Source organism: Bacillus mycoides (assembly GCF_001757995.1).
GTDB classification, from domain to species: domain Bacteria; phylum Bacillota; class Bacilli; order Bacillales; family Bacillaceae_G; genus Bacillus_A; species Bacillus_A mycoides_B.
Map to the genome: position 1 here is coordinate 127,322 of NZ_LXLV01000035.1, position 17,764 is coordinate 145,085.

The following is a 17,764-nucleotide window of genomic DNA, read 5'->3' on the forward strand; positions in this document are numbered from 1 at the left end:
ATACAAATAGCGCAAGAAAATGTTTCCAAAGAAACACGTTAATTATACAAGATTCTACATGAATTTCACACTGGAATTTATGTGATAATTTTATTTTTAGACAGTGAAATAATATATGAAATGTCTATAATTCATTTGAAGCTATAAGAAAAAACAGACTATCACATGCGTGAAGTCTGTTTCTCCATTACTTTATTTTTGTACATCTGCCCATTTCAAGCTTGTTCCTGGGCCAAATTGATGTACGTATAAATCTTTCACGTATGGTTTTTGTAAGTAAGATAATCCACGCTGGAATACCGGTGCGATTACTGCATCATCAAGGAGCATTTTTTCCGCATCTTGCAATGCCTTCCAACGAGCTTTTTCATCATTACCTAATTCTGTTTTAATCTTTTTAATTAACGCATCATATTCTGGATTTGCATATCCTGTATTATTTACGGTACTTCCCGAAAGGAAAACCTCTAAGTATGTCATTGGATCTGGATAATCAGGTAACCAACGTGATAACGACATTTCGTATTCTTTTTTCTTCTCTAACGCTAGTTTTTGAGTATGTGGTTGTAATTTCACATTTACTTTCAGCCCTGGTAAGTTTTTCTCAAGCTGTTCTTTAATATATTCGCCTACTTTTTTAAAGTTCTCTAAGTCATAGTTTAATAGTTCTAACGTCACTTCATTTGTGCCTGTCTCTTGCTTCGCCTTTTCCCAATATTCTTTCGCTTGTTTTACATCAGTCTTATTAAACTCACCTGCCGTACTTCTAAAATCTTTCTTATCTGGGCCTTTTAAAAATCCTTTTGGTACGTAATAATTCGCAGCAACTGATCCGTCATTTAAAAATGATGTCGCCAAGCCCTTTTTATCAAACACTGTACTTAGCGCAAGACGTGCATTTTTATTTTTAAGAATCGGCGCATTTTCATTGAAACGGAAGAAATACATAACCGGATCTGTATATTGTTTCAGCTCTTTATTATTTTTATATTTATCTACGAATTCTGTTGAAATGACAGCTCTATCAACTTTATCTGTCTCATATAAATTTACCGCAGTTGAAATTTCTTTAACAATTTGATAGTTTACTTCATCTAACTTCACTTCTTTTTTATCCCAATACTTATCATTTTTCTTCATTGTAAAACTTGCTTCGTGCTTCCACTCCGACAACGTAAACGGCCCATTATACACCGCTTTATTTGCCTCTAACCCGTATTTATCACCTTGCTCTTTCGCAAACTTTTCATTAATTGGATAGAACGATGGTAAAATAAGTAGTTTTGTAAAATACGGTACTGGATGTTCTAATTCCACAACGAACGTTTTATCATCTTTTGCTTTCACACCTAATTCTTCTAATCCTAATTGTTTCTTATTTATTTTTTCCGCATTTTTCACATCGTACGCAATATATGCATATTGAGAGGCTGTATCTGGATTAATCAGTTGCTTCCAAGCATATACGTAATCTTGTGCTGTTACTGGATCTCCGTTAGACCATTTCGCATCGCGCAAATGGAATGTATATGTCTTTCCATCTTTACTCACTTCATATTTTTGTGCTCCCGCTTGAATCACTTCATCATCTTTCGATAAACGGAACAGCCCTTCCATTACATTATTTAAAACGTTAAACGATACCGCATCTGTTACTTTTCCTGAATTTAATGATGGAATTTCACCCGTTTCTAGTAGCTGTAATACTTTCTTCTCATCTTTCGGCTTTGTAGCTGTTTTTTCTTTAGCACAGCCTACTAAAAATGAAGATATAAGTAGAGTACTAACTAATGAGTAGCGAACAACCTTTTTCATATAAACCCCCCCTATCTTTTTTAAGGTAAGTAACGACGAGCACCAGCGTATTCTTCTATATATCCTGGTGTATTTAGCGGTATAATTTCTACCGATCTTTCAGCCTTTGGAGAGTGAATCATATTTCCATCACCAATATACATTCCAACGTGATGAACACTACCTTTTCCTTGATTATATGCAAAGAATATTAAATCTCCTTTTTGAAGATTTTCTTTATCAACCGCAACTCCTGCTTTTGATTGTGGTCCTGAATCTCGAGGAATTGTAATGCCATGTGATTTATAAATCGTATGTGTAAATCCAGAGCAATCAAAACCAAACCCACTTGTACCAGCCCATATATATGGTAATCCTAAAAACATTTTACCCGTGTTTATTAAATCATCAGCTGTTGGTGCAGGAATGTCATTTTGAGAACGGTGAACAGTTCCATCATTTTTCCGTAGCCATGCCTTTTGACCATTTGGCAACAACACGCGGTATGAAATCGTATCTTCACTTAATAGCGGTAAACGCGTATTATAGCTGACTTCAAGGGATTTATGTTTTTCAGAAGGATTAATATATAAAATAGCTGTCGGTTTCGTTATTAATACGAAAGGTTGGTCTGTTTTATCTGCAAATTCTTGATTATACGTTAATTGTTTTTCAGGCATCCATCCCGGGTAACCTTCTTCATTTCGTGGTGTTGGTTGTCCGTGGACTACTACTTTCACCCAATCACCTTTCTTATCAATAACTGTTACTTCTTGACCTAGTAGCGCTTGCGTTTCTAATTTATTCGCACTCGTTAACCATAACTTCTCATCAAGCGTCATTGATTTCGTCCATTTCCATAAATCAACTGGATTTGTTGCGCTCGATGCATCAATTGGTCGTAATGAATCAGGCGCAGTCCAAAGCGTTGCAGCAGATACATCTATAAATGCTTTACTATCCTTCTTCTCTTCAGCATTTGCCGATGTAAAAGATGAAAAAATAAATAACGTTGTTAATAATGCAGTCCCCATTTTTTTCATACATATCCCCCTTGAAAAATAGTTTACTAGACGCAACTTCTAAGATTTTATATTCACTGCAGAATGCAGGTTTACCTTTGGGCCAGTGTAAGTCATCCCTTCTGGCTCTTCTACTAACCATAACGGTGCATCAAGATCAAAGTAATGAATGTTCGGATGAGCCGCAGCTAAATGTGCAACAGCGCTAACTGAAAGTGAAGATTCCATCATACTTCCAACCATACATTTCACACCTGCTGCTTCCGCAATATCCGCAATTTTCCATGCTTCTCGAATTCCACCGCATTTCATTAATTTAATATTAAGTAGGTCTGCATATCCTCCTTGGACGATCTTTAATGCGTCGCTTGCCGAAAACATACTTTCATCTGCCATAATAGGCGTTTGTACATTGCCCTTCACGTACTTTAATCCTTCCCAATCTTTCGCATGAACTGGTTGTTCTACAAATTCTATATTTAAATTTCTATTCTCCATTTCTCTAATAATAGAAACAGCCTCTTTCGGTTTCCATCCTTGATTTGCATCTAAACGTAACGTCGTATTCTTTGGCACTACATTTCGAATTGCCTCTATGCGTTCCAAATCTAAATGTGCCTCTTTACCCACCTTAATTTTTAATGTTTGGAATCCCTTTTCAATATGCTTTTTCGCTTCTTTTGCCATTAATAAAGGTTCATCCACACTTACTGTAATATCAGTATAAATCTCTTTCTTTCCACCTAGTAATGCGTATAACGGTATGTTGTGAAATTGACAATACACATCGTATAAAGCCATATCTACCGCCGCTTTCGCACTTGTATTTCCTATGCAACTCATTTGAATGTGTAACAATAACGTTTGAAATTGCAGTACATCTTTTTCAACTAATACAGAACGAATTGGTCCTAATATTGCTTCCTCGATCCCGTTGGCAAAATCACCTGTAATAACCGGCGTTGCTGCAGCAGCTCCTTTTCCAACAATTCCTTCATCTGTATGAATAAACACATCTATACTTTCGATTTCCGTTACAGTACGAAGCGCTGTTTTAAACGGTGTATGAAGCTTTACATGTCGGCGGTTTACCTTCACATCGGTAATTTTCATTTTGTTCATCCTTTCGTTGCTTATAGAGTGATACTTTAATCCACGGGAGGCTTTATTCTGCCCGTTAATGCGAAACAAAAAAATCCAGCCATAAGAAGATTCTTACGGCTGGATTTTGTCTATGAATGTGTAGACAAAGCAGCAATCTGATTATATTTTTTCTGTGCATCCTTTAGCGCTACAAGTAGCGCCTTTTGAGACGAACCGAAATATCGATTTTTTATTTCTGTTACTAATGCTGGGTCATTAATATTTTTATGTAGAAACAAATATTTAACAAATTGAGATGTTAATGCAATTGTTGCTGAGCAATCTGCATCTACAATTTCCCCTGTATCCTTCTCAAGTACAAATGCTACAAAATAACTTTTGTACTTTTCGGTAATGGGATTATTTTGAGGTGCTTTCGCATCCCCTACGATGTAAATTGTATTTGAAGCGTACACAGCTATCTTCCTTTCTTATACGAGGATAACGGTTTTCTTAACAGACGTATAAGCTGTTAACTCAACGTTGATTAAAAAATGTATCCGCTTATCTTGTATTATATACAATTGACAGAATTTTAGCAATATTTATTTCGACATATATTCCATAATTATGAAAATCTCTTAAAACAATTAAAAATGGCTCAACCTTCTCATTTCTACAATATGCTATTACTGCCCGTACCATAACATTCATACATCAAAAAACAGTTAGCGTTAACTAACTGTTTCATCACATTACTTCGGTAGTACGAATATTGTTTCGTTTGACTTAGAGAATTGATACTCTTTTCTCGCAAACTTTAAAATTTCTTCTTCATTATCCGTTAAATTCTCGATGTTAGTCTTTAAAGAACCTTGATCTTTCTTTAAAGAAACTAAGTGTTTCTTTTGGTTTGTTATTGTATTTTTTTTGCCATTAATTACTTCTTGTTGTTTCGTTAAAATATATTGAACGTACAAAGTAGTCGCAGCGATAAAAATGAACATGAAAATAAAACGCCTTAACTTCTTCTTATTTATAGTTCGATTGTCGTTAGGCTGTGATAGTTGCTCTGGTATATTAGGAACATTTACTCTTTTGAGTTTCCTCATTTTCAAATCCCCCTAACCCATATTTTTTCACTACCATAGGCACGATCTCTTACTAACTTAAATTCTATTCTTATAAAATAAGCTCCTTCACAAAAAAATCTCACAAATTAACCAATTAGAGATAACGTTCGACGACATCTCTGTATTTAAAATGAGAAATTTTATTTATGCTGCTATAAAATAGTAGTTTATGTTATTCTTTTTCCTCTATTGTAGAAGACATTTTCACACAGGTAATTTCCCCTTTGCATCTCGATGTTATATGATTTGTTTCATATTAAATTTCCATTTATAAAAATATTACATTTTATTTCCTTTATAAATTCTATTAGCAATTACTTATTCCTTTCCTAATTAAATAGTTTACATAATAATATTATCTGTACTATTTGTTATTCCAATAAAAAACAATCCGCGTAGTAAATGGATTGTTTTTTAAATTTCATTTTTATAATCATTTCTAATTTTCATCATTCTTTATTAAAACCGACTATGTATTATAAAAATGAAATAGAATTATAAACTTAATAGCTGGAAACTTTGTGCATATAAAAAACCGGTTAACTTGGTTAGTTTTTATCATTTGAAAACAAAAATGAGTTTTATCCTTACATTTGAAAAATACATATGTAGCAAGAGTCTATTACGGTACTCTTATCATACTAATCTATAACAATTCTGCCTTCTTCCCTTACCTGTATCCTTTAAAACATAAGACTTTAAAACGAGTGCTGTTAGTGAATCTGTTAATGTTTTATATGATAAATTTGAAAGAGCTAATAGATCGTTCGTATATAACATTCTATGCTTCTCTAATAATAATAGTACTAATCGTTCTGACGGTTTTAATGTTTCATCACTTTCTAGTATAAAATCTATATTTTTCATATTCCCTACTACTTACTCCTTATATAAAAAAATGATATTAGTAGTTATTTAATATAAAAATACTACATAACAAATTTGAAGATATATCGAAATAACATACCATTCAAACGCTATTATACTATAACATAAAAAAGACATTTCCCCAAATTGAAAATGCCTTTTTATATATCTACTTCTCTTTTTTATATAATTGATATGATTGTTCTAGCCCTTTATTATATTTCGTATTATTATCTGTCCATTCTCCCCATAAATTGCCTGGCCATCCTAATATATTGACAACCATATTTAAGCAACTCCCAATCCTTCTCTTCTGTAAAATCCCTTCAAGACATACAAACAGTCAGCCTTTCATGTCTAATTCATACAAGGCTGACTGTTTGTATTGAGGTAATTTAATAGAGTATAGATTTTAAATACTAATTTATCTATGCCTTAAAAGGTAGTTATAATTATATTTTATTACAATTTTTTATGTATATAGTACATTCCTACTATTATAAAACAAATTGAAATTATCGATAAAGTTGTTCCATGAATTTCATAAAATGCAGTAAAGAATTTTCCGTGTGGTCTATCCCAAATTTCTCATGAACTCCCGTAAATTGCGGTGGTTATATATGTAAGGCCAAAAAGAAGAACTCCAGAAAGAACATAGAATGCTCCAACATTTTTCATAATTAGCTCACCTCTATGGAAATTATGTATGAATAAAACAAAAAAGACCTTTAATAATTAAAGATCTTTTTATCTTTTTTCCGTTACATGATATATATATATATATAAGAATTGAAAATTATGGGGCTGCCAGTGTCTTTTTGATTAACATTTTTAAGCTTATATAACATCTCTTGCAATATGTGGTTTACTATAATGGCTTGTTCCACCACCGCCTACTATTACTTTACCGCCTTTTTCAAAGATTAATAATTTTCTTGAACCATCAGAAAGTAAAACTACTACTTCCGCATTGTCACTTGTAGCCGTATATATTACATATCCACTTTTCGAAATACAAGTTGCCCAATTTTCATCAAATTCTGATCTTAATACTCGATTAGAATACACTTGATTTTCAATTCTTCCTGGCTGTTCGTTTTCCAAATTCTTCTTACCTTCCTTCTGAAGTTGTCATTTATATATAAATGACGGTTTCTCAATAAATTAGTGACCGTCCTTAATATAAATAGTATATGTGTTTATTAAGAAAGTGCTTGGACAATGAAAACGTAACAGCATTTAAGTATTTTATAATCGAAATTTCTCCTTAATCATTACTGCTACTTCTTTAGCACTCAAATGAGTATTATTAATTTTTATATACTCTTCTTTTTCAATTTCACCACGAAGAGAGTTTAATCTATGTTTTTTCATCGTTTCTTTTAAATTTTTTTCGGACCATTCAATATCTCTTTTTTTCGGTTTATGCTCTAATCTATGTGGACTTTTATTCCGATCTAATCTTTCATCTAATTCTGCTTCAAGCTCTACAAAATATACTGCTGCACCTTTTGATTCAAAAATACTTACTACATGGTGTATGTAATCCCAATCCGATTGAAGGTCAAATGCCCATACATATGTAAAAATCATTCCATATAAATCACTTTTAGACACTTCTTCAAATATTTCATTACGAAACAAACTTACTAATCTTTTTGCTTCCTTTGTACTGTAATCAAAAAATGGACTTACTAAATCAATGGTCATGTGATTATGAAAAATTTTCAAATCGGTTAGTTTCGCTAATTCTTGTCCAACTGTCATTTTTCCAACTGCTTGTGGGCCAAATATTAAGATGAATTTCATTTGTTTTCCTCCGATTTTTCTCTATAAACAATTAAATAAAACACATCCTGAAATTGAAAATAAGGCAGTCGATGTTGTGTCGATTGCCTTATTTTCATGAATAGTTCCTATATTATTCGTTTCGCACAGCTTCAAAAGTAATAATTTGGTCTGCATTTGACGGTGCTTTTTCATAAACATAGTCAGCAGAGCAAGTAATGTTAGAGAAACCTATACTTTCTAAAAGGAGTCTAAACTCTTCCATTCCATACCACCGCATTGCAAAACGTTGTAGTTCAGTTTGTACTAGCTGTCCTTTACTCCATTTTTCATATTTTAAATATGATACAGTTACTTGGTTAAGCCAATCTATTTCAATTGATTTATTTTCTAATGTAATTCCGTCCCCGCTTGGTAGAGAAAAAGTAGATGTATGAATCTCACCCGTCTTCCAGTCATACGGAAGTCCAAGGTCTACAATTAAACGCCCGCCTGGATTAAGATGTTCATAAAAACATTTCAAAGCGTTTATAGAATCATCACGATTTTCAATTAAACAAAAGGATCCAGTAGGAATGATAATTGCCTCATATTTATGTGGCAGTGAAAATTGTTGTAAGCTTCCTTGATATAAATTAGGATTTAAACTTCTTTCTTTACAACGCTTCCGGCAAGAATCTAGCATTTCAGGTGAATAATCTATCCCATCAACTTTAAAACCAGCTTCAAGAAGTCGTATAATGACACGCCCTGATCCTACTGCTGCTTCGAGAATTCTTCCTTTACAACTGTTTAAACGATCTTGATAATATTCAATATCACCATTCAAAGAATAACCGACAGGTTTTGTGTAATCATAAAGTTCTGTACAAAGTGTACTATAAAAACTAAACATTTATTTTCTCCTCCGTTTTATGTGTACGGAAGATTTTAATTTACTTAATCTTTCCGTACCTCAAATTTTAATGAAAATTCGAAAGAGCTGACTGTCATAATTTATCACTCACTTTCCATGTAATATATTTACATTGTATAATATTCCCTTCCGATTGGAAATATTAAAATCAAAAATTCTGACTATAAATAAAAGAGCTTACTATTGTAAGCTCTTCATCATAAACCATTTACTTCACAATCGGTAATGTCAATTCACTCAATTTCACCGTTAACTTTGTCCCTGCTTTCGGTCTAATTGTATAATCGTAGTCACTTGCGATTAATACGACTCCTATTTGATGCCCTGCTTTAAATACGTAATCATCTGGCTGCATGTCCCATGTAAATGTATAATCTTTACCAGGTTGAATCGCTGTTGAATTTTCTATACTATTTAAGTTTTGCGGATCCATCCAACCTCTCGTTACAATTTCAGGCTTTGCTCCGCCGTAATCAACGAGTAAAGCTGTTAAATTTGAAACAGATCGATCAATATTTCCTATTATTGATATCTTAGGCGTACCACTTATTCGCATATCTTTTTGCAGTACAGGCATTGTATATACTAATCGATTCGCTATTTCTAACTCAGGGTTTTCTACTAGTTGATTTGACTTTATTTTAGCATCATCTACTAATGAGAAAACATTGTTTATTGATCCCATACTTAATGGTAGATTGACTGCTTTATTACTTAAATACATACGGACTTTTGATGGTACAGCCGCTGGATCTGGCCAATTTTTTATTTTTTGCCACGATTTATTTTCACGCTGTACATCTACCATCGGTTCAGTCATAATTCCATTTTCAATTCCATATAACCAATAATCGAACCATTTATTTTGCGTTTGTTGCCAGTTATTACTTGATGTTCCGCCGTGCCCGCCTTGATGCAACCACATTTTACGCGGAACATTATTTTCACCAAGAGCTTCCCACCACTGAGAAAACTGCTTCGTTTTTACATTCCAATCATTTAACCCGTGAACAACAAACACACTAGCCTTCACATTCTTAACATCTTTTACATAGTTACGTTTATCCCAAAAGTCGTTATAATCGCCTGTTTTACGATCTTGTCCAGCTGTTAGTTCTTTAATGATCTGACCGCAAACTTCTGGGTTCTTTCTTGTTAGTACTGCTTCAGCCATATTATCTGTATCTTCTCCTTGATAACCACCCGGCGCAATAACCGCACCATTTGCACGATAATAATCATACCAACTACTAATCGCTGCGATTGGGATAATTGTTTTTAACCCCTCAACTCCAGTCGTTGCGACAGCATTTGGTAACGTACCATTATAAGAAACTCCTGTCATCCCTACATTGCCCGTAGACCAATTTGCATTTACTTCCTTACCATCCTCTGTATATGCTTTTGCACGCCCATTCACCCAATCAATGACAGACTTCGTCCCTAGTATTTCTTGTTCATCTCCAGTTGTCGGACATCCATCTGATTTTCCAGTTCCGATACTTTCGCCTAAAATAACTGCATATCCTCTCGGAACATAATAATTACCATACGACCCAAGATTAACTGCCCCATACGGTTTTCCTTCATACGCATACAATTCTTCATCAACATTATAAACAGGCACATCTTTCAATCCAGAACGATATGGACTCATTTCATATATAACAGGTACTTTTACATTTCCTTCTGTCTTTGGACGCATAACCTTTATTGATACACGATCTTTTTTACCATCTCGATCACTATCAACTTCTGTCTCTACAAATAAATTTTCAATAATTGCTTCATCAAGCGAGTAAATCGGTTTCGTCATCCCATTTTCTAAATCAATTTTCGTGTTTGACATTAAAGATTCTGAAACTTGACCATTTAACTTAACATTATTCTCCTTTGCGGAGATCCCTTCTTTATTTTCTGCATGTGCAGTCATACTAGAAACTCCTGAAGTAATTGTTAAAGATAATATAGTCGATAATGTAATTGCTAATTTCTTTTTCTCCATGTACTTCCCTCCCCAGCTCTTCCCTCTCTTACTATACATCAAAAATACAGAAAATTCAGTTTATATTTATAAAAAAGTTGAGAAATTTGTAGAACTATCAAATCTTTTTATATACAAGAAAAGGAACTAATAACAATTAGTTCCTATCTATATACATATAAAATTGTATTTCCCCATCTACTACCGAAACCCCGTATTCAAATCCATGCCTTTCTAAAATACTTTTTACAATCGCTAGTCCTAATCCAGTACCTGATTTTTCTTTACTACGAGAAGATTCTAATACGTAAAAAGGCTCCCAAATTTTATCTATCTCTTTAATTCCCTCAGCAGCAATACCATTTTGAATTTGAAAATACACATTGTCATTTTTCTCTTCTAATGTGATTTTTATATTTTGATTCGTTGTATATTTTATCGCATTAGAGATTAAATTTTGAAAGACCATTCTCATTTTATTTAAATCAGCATAAACAATCGTATCACCAGCATTATAGTTCACTTGCAAATTGATTTCTTTCGACTCCAGTTCAATTTTATGCTTATCTATTATACTTTGGACTAGTGGTTCAATAGGGAATTCTTCTTTTTGTAAAATATCTCTTTCTAGTTTAGAAAATCGCAATAACTCTTCAATTAAATTTGAAATTTGATCTGTTTGTTTAATGATTGTATCAACATATGTGCCATCATCTAAACCGTCTTTTATTCCCATAGAATATGCTTTTACTAATGCGATTGGTGTTTTTAATTCATGAGTTACATCGCCCATAAATCGTTTTAAATGCTCATTTCGATTTGTTAAATCTTGATGCGCTCCATACAATTTATCACTCATGATGTTAATACTATTTGCTAAATCACCTATTTCATCATTCGTTTTAACTTTCGTCCGTTTAAATTTCAGACGTGAAATATCTTCTGCGACATCACTCAGTTCTTTCAGTGGTGTAGTGATTGTTTTTGAAAGAATCCAAACGAGCACGATAATAACAAAGATCGAAAAGCCTAAAATATATAAATAAAATGAATTAAGTGTTTTTATCACTTCATTTGAATGTGCGATAGAAACCCCTACTAAAATTAACATATCATCTTTCGCAATGTATTTCGCAAAAAAACTAGATTTTATCTTTTCTTGATCATATATTTTATTCGATTGCCCGACGTTCTTCACTTTCGTAATTTCTTCTTTTGTAATCCAAAGTTTGTTTAGTGCAACTCTCTTTTTTGTAAGTTGCATGCGTAATTCTTCATTAATAGCATCTTCTGAACTATTTATTGATGTATACGCAATCGTAACATTACCTTCATTTTCAATGCGATTTATAGCACCATCCAGTTCTTCACGCGGTATCGACTGTATTTGCGCTGTAATGCCTTCTAAGCTTTCACGTGTTTTGTGCACATTATATTTTGGTAAAAAATAGTTAATTAATAATAAAGAGATGGCAAAAATAAGGATGACTGTTAAAGAGATGCTGAAAAATAACTTTTTACCGAGCTTATTCACACTCTTCCTCCAAACTGTATCCTAAACCACGATGTGTCTTTATAATATTTTCTCCTATTTTTTTACGCAACCTTCTTACATGCGTATCAACCGTTCGCTCTTCCCCAAAATAATCAAATCCCCAAACGATATCTAACAACTTTTTCCGCGTTAAAATCGTTCCTTTATGATTTAAAAAACATTTTATTAATTGTAATTCTGTCTTTGTAATATCTAATTCTTTCTCGTTTTTATATACTTTATTTTTGGTGAAATCTATTTTCAAATCTTGAACTTGAATAATATCATCATGCTGTACAAGATTTTTCGCTCGCGTGATTAGCACTCCTGGGTGAAATGGTTTTTTCACATACTCATCTGCCCCGCTTTGAAGAGCTGCTAATTCATCTTCACTTTCACTTTTCGCAGTAAGCATTAATACTTTTACACTCGAATTCTTTTTTATTTCCTGACAGACGGAAATACCATTACTTTTCGGCATCATCCAGTCTAAAATAGCTAAGTCAATTTTCTCATCATAAAATATTTGAAGTGCTTCCTCTCCATCTTTCGCTAATAAAACTTCGAAGCCTTCTTTTTCAAAATACGCTTTTAAAATTTTCAGCATATCTTGTTCATCGTCTGCGATTAATACTTTCATTACATTTCCTCCATTACCTATAAACAAATATCAATTTTATCATACAACTTCTTTGTTACATGAATGTGACAGAAAAATATTTACAACATTTGAGGGTATAGTAAGTGTGAGGTGTTATTTTATGTTCAAAAAAATAGGAGTCATTACTCTGCTTTTCTTTTTATTATCAACAAATGCGTTCGCAAATACAAATAAACAAATTGAAGTATTTGATTGCAAAAAAGAAATGGTAGTCCAAAAACAATCTTTAGATCGGGCCATTCAAAAAGAAGCAGTTCAATTTGCAAAATCAATTACCGGTCCATTCAAAAACTTAAATGTCGTTCCGAAAGATGGACATATGATAAAAATCCCTTTATCTAAATCTGTTTCTATTACAAATCAATGGTTACATACAACAATTGATGAAGTACTCATCCTTCTTCCACTTAATGAAAAGCCTTATATTATGCTTTACGATGATGAGAATAATCCACATTTTTATTATGTAAAAGGGAATCCGCAGGGGTTATTGAAACAAATGAAAGTTAAATTATAATTACGTAAAGAAAGATCCCAGGAATACCATTCGCGGGATCTTTCTTTATTAGTTAACAAGGTGATTTTTAAATATCATTTTCACTCAAAAAATTAATGATCTGCCTTTTATGATGGTTATCGTGATCTACAAATTCTTTAATAATATATATAAGAGAATAAGGCATTCCGGTATGAGGACAATAAGCTACTCCATTGGCAGTTAAATGCTCATTTAGTTTATCAACAGACAGTCGACAAACCTCTTTTACAAGTAACTCTCTTTTAGCTTTTGCTTCTTCAATAAGTTTTCTCTTAGATATACCTGATTTTGCATAATTAGATGCTATTTTATTATATGTATCAAAATCAGGGAACTCCATTCCATGTCCTTCTCTCACTGATGATAACGTTTCACCTAAAAGATATTCATCCCAGTTCATAATATGAGATATTATCTCACCAACAGTCCATTTCCCCTCTGATATTGGTGCTGTCCACAATTCTTCTTTCATATCTTTCAATGTGCTTACCCAAATTGAATATTCTTTAAAATCATTAATAATTTTATTTTCCCCCATCATCTAATTCCCCATTCTAATAATAGATTTAGATAAATTATATCATGAATCCACATAAAAAGAACAAACGTTCTTTCATGACAAATAATAATTCACTGCATCCTTTTATCTAAGTTTAGATAATGACTCGTTTTTACATATATTATCCCTTTCGCAAATCCACTCGAAGTATAAAACTGGTCCCCTTGTTCTGTATCTGTCTGTAAGACAACAATACTAAAATAGATTTTTGCATCGCTTAAGATTCTCCCTAACAGTAAGCTTCCTAATCCTTTCCGCCGGTAATCTTTTGCAATATAAAATCTCCTTAATCGACCAATCTTATTATCTTTCGTATACGGATCTTGATTTAATCCTCCAATTCCAATTAACGTATCCTCTCGAAAGATTCCATATAAACATTCACCTGTTTTACTAAACCTATTTCTTTTACTTTCATATTCATTTTTTAATTTTAATACCAAGTTAAAACCTTCTTCTTTACTTTCCTGGACAAGGTGATTGACCTCATATTTTAGCAAATCTCCAATTCGTTTTATTTGTATATTTTCCAGCTTACTCCCCACTTTCTCTATCCAAATGTATCTTTTTAAAAAATAAAAATGCCCAAGAATATATTATCCTGAGCATTTATTTGAATGTGAATTTATTTAATTTGTTATGTAAGTATTCTTTAATTCTGGTAATATCCCCTTCAACTCCATTAAATCATCAATTACTAAATCAGCATGAGCAAGCTCATCTTCTTTTGCAAAGTCAAAATTGCATCCAATCGCAATCAAGCCATTATCTTTAGCTGCATTTATATCAGATAAACGATCACCAACTACCACTGCCTCTTTTATATCATATTTCATCAAAATATTTTTTACTAAGTCACTTTTATTAAGCGATTGTATTTGCTCAATACTGAACGTTTCCGTAACCCATTGGTCTAAATCATAATGAGATACGATTGCTTGCAAATATTCTGTTAAACCATTACTAGCTATGTAAATTGAGCAATCATTTTCTTTTAAATAATTGAAAACTTCTTTTACATTCGGATATAAAGCACCTTTTCCGCTCTTTATATTCTCAATTAACCTTTCTAAAAAATATGCATCTGTTTGTTCCCTTACTTCATTAGAATGATTGGGTAACAAAGCTTCCCAAACTTTAGGTAAAGGCACACCCATAATTTCACGGTATTTATCAATTGGAGTTACCGTATTCCATAATTGTAGTGAACGTAAATGATCAAATGTATCATCTAGTGATAACTCTAAAATTTTGTCTGTTTGAAATAAAGTTCCATCCATATCGAAAATTAGTGCTTGTAACATGACATTCTCTCCCATTCTTTACTTATGAACTACAATACAGTTTTACTCGAAATATTTTTAATCATCTCAACAATAATTTCTGAACAATAATTCGCTGCGGTTTTCGCAAAGTCATCATATGAAACTTGCGCTGAATCATCTGCACTGTCAGAAATACATCTCATAACTAGAAACGGTATGTCATTTATATGAGCAACATGTCCAATTGCTGCCCCTTCCATTTCAGTACAATGAGGTGCATATTCAGTGACTAATTGCTCCTTTAATCTTGAATCCTCGACGAAGCATTCTCCGCTGACGATTCTTCCTTCATGAACAGTAATATTTAAACTACTACTATTAACAGCTTTTCGGGCTAAATCTCTTAATTCCTCGCTTGCATGAAAAGCTTCTTGAAACGGAAATAGATTCTTCATTTGATTTTTATTAACATCATGATGGGTAACATTTGTAGAAATAACTAGATCGCCGACTTTCACATCCGGATGTAATCCACCCGCAACACCTGTATTTATGATAGAATCCACATCAAATTTATTAATTAAAATTTGTGTACATGCCGCTGCATTTACTTTCCCTACACCACAGCGAGTAATTATGATCTCTGTACCCATGAACTCTCCCTTATAGAAAGGCATGTTGGCGACTGTATGTTCCTCTTTTATATGTAGTTTTTCTAAAAGTAAGTCTATTTCAATTTGCATTGCTCCGATAATACCGATTCTGTTCATGTATGTATTCCCCTTTATTAATTTGTTCTCCCCCTACATAAGCTGCAAATATTCATCAATATCTTTATTTATTTGTATAAAAGCTTTATTCCAAAATTCATAATCTGTTAAATCAATTTCAAAATGTATTTTCATCAGTTCTTCAACTGGAGCTTTTCCCGTTTCTCGCAAAAATTCTTTATACCTCAAATGAAATTCACTTTTATTTTCTTTCGCTAATTCTAGTAAACTAAAACTTACTAAATAACCAAATGTGTATGGATAATTATAAAAAGGAACATCTGCTATATAAAACTGAACGTATTTCATCCAAACAAACGGCTGATATTCTGTTAGTGCATTTCCGTATGCCTTTTCTTGCGCTGCTATAGATAATTTCTCAATTTCATCAGCACTTATAGGACCTTCTTTACTTTTTTCATAAAAACTCTTTTCGAACTGGAATGATGCACGAATTGCCATAACATAATTAAAGCTATTTCTAATTTTCCAGCTAAGCAATGCCTTTTTCATTTCTGTACATTCTGCTGTTTTTATTAAGTGATCTACAAGTACCATCTCAAAGAAAATAGAGGCTGATTCAGCTGTACTCATTGGCAGATAATCATCTAAAAATGAAGTAGATTGTTCCAAACTCATAACATAAAAATGCCAAGCATGTCCTAATTCATGAGCAAGTACTCTTACACTATCAATTGTTCCATCATAGCGCATTGAAATACGTGATTCTTTTTCGCTAAAAAAAGGAGCACAAAATCCACCCGGTGGTTTATTATCTCTCGGTTCAGCATCGACCCAGCCATTCGCTATCGCATTCCGCGCGAACTTTACCAATTCTTCATCTATATTTTCAAATGCATCATATATGGTTTGTACTCCTACTGAAAAAGGAAAAACATTCTCATTACTTTCTTTTAATGTCATGAGTTCATGCCATGTAATCGAATTCTTTTCCTTTTTAAAAGCGTTTAAAGCACTTACTAGCTTATCAAGTTTAGATTCCGTTGCATCCCACATTTGTGATAATACAACTTCAGAAATGCCATTCATTTGAAGGGATTGAGTTAAAACTGCTCTCCTTTCTAATTCATTACTCTTTGTGTTACGTAATCTTCCTATTTGATTCAATACAGTAGCAAAGATTTCTTTTTCCTTATTCAAAGTATTTGTAAGAGAATCGAATACTTTTGACCTTTCATTATGATCATCACTATTCATCGCAACATAATTCGCTTGTCCAAAAGATAAAGTCTCTTTATCGTGAGTTATTTCTAATTTATTCCGTAATTGTATGTACATATCTTCCCAAGCTTTTAGTTCATTTTCTATTAGTTTAATACTTAAATTATTAGTTTTAATATCTTGTTGCTTACTAGATTCTATTAATAGCTGAACTTCTTTCTTTAATTGGTTTATTTTTACACTTAGTAAAGCATTTTCAGGTTGTACATCCTCTTCAGTGGAACGGCAATACAAATAATATTCCGCCTTTTCGATAGCTTGAATAAGTTGTGAAAGGATTACTGAGTCTTTCGTTGCTTTATATTCAATTTTTAATCTTTCTATCGTTTCTATAGAAAACGTGAAGTTTTGTTCTTGAGGATATAACCTGTCCAAATCCCATTGAGATTGAGATTGGGCTTGTATTATTTTATTCATTTTGCACCCTCCTTTTTTTACAAATAGTTACAAAAATTCACTCTCTTCACTATTATATATTAACTATCTAAATTTTAATATCTTGAAATCTTCAAACTTATATGAATGTAATTTGATATTTCAATTTTCTATTTCTTCCTAACTTATTAGATGATAAACTTTAGGATGCTCTAAAAAATAATGACTATTCT

At 32.5% G+C, this 17,764-nt stretch carries 18 protein-coding genes and 1 pseudogene; 1 reads left to right on the forward strand and 18 read right to left on the reverse strand.

Annotation, left to right across the window (positions count from 1 at the left end; translation table 11 throughout):
- Nucleotides 1-192 precede the first annotated feature (192 nt).
- The 13 genes and pseudogenes from BWGOE10_RS13680 to BWGOE10_RS13735 all read right to left on the reverse strand — a co-directional run bounded on the left by BWGOE10_RS13680 (nucleotide 193) and on the right by BWGOE10_RS13735 (nucleotide 12,761).
- On the reverse strand, nucleotides 193-1,815 hold the full coding sequence (locus BWGOE10_RS13680; protein ID WP_070143403.1) for a peptide ABC transporter substrate-binding protein: 1,623 nt from the start codon (nucleotides 1,813-1,815) through the stop codon (nucleotides 193-195).
- A 20-nt stretch (nucleotides 1,816-1,835) separates the two neighbouring features.
- Entirely contained in the window at nucleotides 1,836-2,837 is a 1,002-nt protein-coding gene (locus BWGOE10_RS13685) for a C40 family peptidase (protein WP_070143405.1), read from the reverse strand.
- A gap of 39 nt (nucleotides 2,838-2,876) precedes the next feature.
- Nucleotides 2,877-3,938 (reverse strand): dipeptide epimerase, encoded by a 1,062-nt coding sequence (locus BWGOE10_RS13690; RefSeq protein WP_171903112.1) that lies wholly within the window; start codon nucleotides 3,936-3,938, stop codon nucleotides 2,877-2,879.
- A 110-nt stretch (nucleotides 3,939-4,048) separates the two neighbouring features.
- Nucleotides 4,049-4,375 carry a DUF3870 domain-containing protein gene (locus tag BWGOE10_RS13695; RefSeq protein WP_070143408.1) on the reverse strand — a complete coding sequence of 109 codons (327 nt, stop codon included), beginning with the start codon at nucleotides 4,373-4,375 and terminating at the stop codon, nucleotides 4,049-4,051.
- 279 nt (nucleotides 4,376-4,654) lie between these two features.
- Nucleotides 4,655-5,011 (reverse strand): FtsB family cell division protein, encoded by a 357-nt coding sequence (locus BWGOE10_RS13700; RefSeq protein WP_070143409.1) that lies wholly within the window; start codon nucleotides 5,009-5,011, stop codon nucleotides 4,655-4,657.
- Between the two features lie 657 nt (nucleotides 5,012-5,668).
- Nucleotides 5,669-5,899: a hypothetical protein gene (locus BWGOE10_RS13705; RefSeq protein WP_000789035.1), complete on the reverse strand. Its 231-nt coding sequence runs from the start codon at nucleotides 5,897-5,899 to the stop codon at nucleotides 5,669-5,671.
- 169 nt (nucleotides 5,900-6,068) lie between these two features.
- Nucleotides 6,069-6,207: pseudogene (locus BWGOE10_RS30040) on the reverse strand (invasion protein); the annotation flags it as partial.
- A 529-nt stretch (nucleotides 6,208-6,736) separates the two neighbouring features.
- On the reverse strand, nucleotides 6,737-7,003 hold the full coding sequence (locus BWGOE10_RS13710; RefSeq protein WP_070143411.1) for a hypothetical protein: 267 nt from the start codon (nucleotides 7,001-7,003) through the stop codon (nucleotides 6,737-6,739).
- Between the two features lie 144 nt (nucleotides 7,004-7,147).
- Entirely contained in the window at nucleotides 7,148-7,708 is a 561-nt protein-coding gene (locus tag BWGOE10_RS13715; RefSeq protein WP_070143413.1) for an AAA family ATPase, read from the reverse strand.
- A gap of 112 nt (nucleotides 7,709-7,820) precedes the next feature.
- On the reverse strand, nucleotides 7,821-8,582 hold the full coding sequence (locus BWGOE10_RS13720) for a class I SAM-dependent methyltransferase (RefSeq protein ID WP_070143415.1): 762 nt from the start codon (nucleotides 8,580-8,582) through the stop codon (nucleotides 7,821-7,823).
- Nucleotides 8,583-8,811: 229 nt separating this feature from the next.
- Entirely contained in the window at nucleotides 8,812-10,608 is a 1,797-nt protein-coding gene (locus BWGOE10_RS13725; protein ID WP_070143416.1) for a Xaa-Pro dipeptidyl-peptidase, read from the reverse strand.
- Nucleotides 10,609-10,744: 136 nt separating this feature from the next.
- Complete coding sequence (locus BWGOE10_RS13730; RefSeq protein WP_070143418.1) at nucleotides 10,745-12,121, reverse strand: sensor histidine kinase; 1,377 nt, start codon at nucleotides 12,119-12,121, stop codon at nucleotides 10,745-10,747.
- Nucleotides 12,114-12,761 (reverse strand): response regulator transcription factor, encoded by a 648-nt coding sequence (locus BWGOE10_RS13735; protein WP_070143420.1) that lies wholly within the window; start codon nucleotides 12,759-12,761, stop codon nucleotides 12,114-12,116. The genes BWGOE10_RS13730 and BWGOE10_RS13735 overlap by 8 nt, the downstream gene beginning before the upstream one ends.
- A 121-nt stretch (nucleotides 12,762-12,882) precedes the next feature.
- Between BWGOE10_RS13735 and BWGOE10_RS13740 the strand changes: the two genes are divergently transcribed.
- Complete coding sequence (locus BWGOE10_RS13740; RefSeq protein WP_070143422.1) at nucleotides 12,883-13,299, forward strand: hypothetical protein; 417 nt, start codon at nucleotides 12,883-12,885, stop codon at nucleotides 13,297-13,299.
- A gap of 67 nt (nucleotides 13,300-13,366) precedes the next feature.
- On the opposite strand, the gene BWGOE10_RS13745 is transcribed toward BWGOE10_RS13740, so the two are convergent.
- From BWGOE10_RS13745 to BWGOE10_RS13765, 5 genes are all read right to left on the reverse strand, one after another.
- Nucleotides 13,367-13,858, reverse strand: coding sequence for a DinB family protein (locus BWGOE10_RS13745; protein ID WP_070143424.1), 492 nt, complete (start codon nucleotides 13,856-13,858; stop codon nucleotides 13,367-13,369).
- Between the two features lie 92 nt (nucleotides 13,859-13,950).
- Nucleotides 13,951-14,379, reverse strand: a complete 429-nt coding sequence (locus BWGOE10_RS13750; RefSeq protein WP_070143723.1) for a GNAT family N-acetyltransferase — start codon at nucleotides 14,377-14,379, stop codon at nucleotides 13,951-13,953.
- A 129-nt stretch (nucleotides 14,380-14,508) separates the two neighbouring features.
- Entirely contained in the window at nucleotides 14,509-15,183 is a 675-nt protein-coding gene (locus BWGOE10_RS13755) for an NIF family HAD-type phosphatase (RefSeq protein WP_070143426.1), read from the reverse strand.
- 29 nt (nucleotides 15,184-15,212) lie between these two features.
- Complete coding sequence (locus BWGOE10_RS13760; protein WP_070143428.1) at nucleotides 15,213-15,914, reverse strand: 5'-methylthioadenosine/adenosylhomocysteine nucleosidase; 702 nt, start codon at nucleotides 15,912-15,914, stop codon at nucleotides 15,213-15,215.
- A 33-nt stretch (nucleotides 15,915-15,947) separates the two neighbouring features.
- Nucleotides 15,948-17,573 carry a M3 family metallopeptidase gene (locus tag BWGOE10_RS13765; RefSeq protein ID WP_070143430.1) on the reverse strand — a complete coding sequence of 542 codons (1,626 nt, stop codon included), beginning with the start codon at nucleotides 17,571-17,573 and terminating at the stop codon, nucleotides 15,948-15,950.
- Between the last annotated feature and the right edge of the window lie 191 nt (nucleotides 17,574-17,764).

What these genes read in the sequence shown, in the direction of transcription:
- BWGOE10_RS13680 (WP_070143403.1), bottom strand. Translation starts at nt 1,815, where the DNA reads ATGAAAAAGGTTGTTCGCTACTCATTAGTTAGTACTCTACTTATATCT.
- BWGOE10_RS13685 (WP_070143405.1), bottom strand. Translation starts at nt 2,837, where the DNA reads ATGAAAAAAATGGGGACTGCATTATTAACAACGTTATTTATTTTTTCA.
- BWGOE10_RS13690 (WP_171903112.1), bottom strand. Translation starts at nt 3,938, where the DNA reads ATGAACAAAATGAAAATTACCGATGTGAAGGTAAACCGCCGACATGTA.
- BWGOE10_RS13700 (WP_070143409.1), bottom strand. Translation starts at nt 5,011, where the DNA reads ATGAGGAAACTCAAAAGAGTAAATGTTCCTAATATACCAGAGCAACTA.
- BWGOE10_RS13705 (WP_000789035.1), bottom strand. Translation starts at nt 5,899, where the DNA reads ATGAAAAATATAGATTTTATACTAGAAAGTGATGAAACATTAAAACCG.
- BWGOE10_RS13715 (WP_070143413.1), bottom strand. Translation starts at nt 7,708, where the DNA reads ATGAAATTCATCTTAATATTTGGCCCACAAGCAGTTGGAAAAATGACA.
- BWGOE10_RS13720 (WP_070143415.1), bottom strand. Translation starts at nt 8,582, where the DNA reads ATGTTTAGTTTTTATAGTACACTTTGTACAGAACTTTATGATTACACA.
- BWGOE10_RS13725 (WP_070143416.1), bottom strand. Translation starts at nt 10,608, where the DNA reads ATGGAGAAAAAGAAATTAGCAATTACATTATCGACTATATTATCTTTA.
- BWGOE10_RS13735 (WP_070143420.1), bottom strand. Translation starts at nt 12,761, where the DNA reads ATGAAAGTATTAATCGCAGACGATGAACAAGATATGCTGAAAATTTTA.
- BWGOE10_RS13740 (WP_070143422.1), top strand. Translation starts at nt 12,883, where the DNA reads ATGTTCAAAAAAATAGGAGTCATTACTCTGCTTTTCTTTTTATTATCA.
- BWGOE10_RS13745 (WP_070143424.1), bottom strand. Translation starts at nt 13,858, where the DNA reads ATGGGGGAAAATAAAATTATTAATGATTTTAAAGAATATTCAATTTGG.
- BWGOE10_RS13755 (WP_070143426.1), bottom strand. Translation starts at nt 15,183, where the DNA reads ATGTTACAAGCACTAATTTTCGATATGGATGGAACTTTATTTCAAACA.
- BWGOE10_RS13760 (WP_070143428.1), bottom strand. Translation starts at nt 15,914, where the DNA reads ATGAACAGAATCGGTATTATCGGAGCAATGCAAATTGAAATAGACTTA.
- BWGOE10_RS13765 (WP_070143430.1), bottom strand. Translation starts at nt 17,573, where the DNA reads ATGAATAAAATAATACAAGCCCAATCTCAATCTCAATGGGATTTGGAC.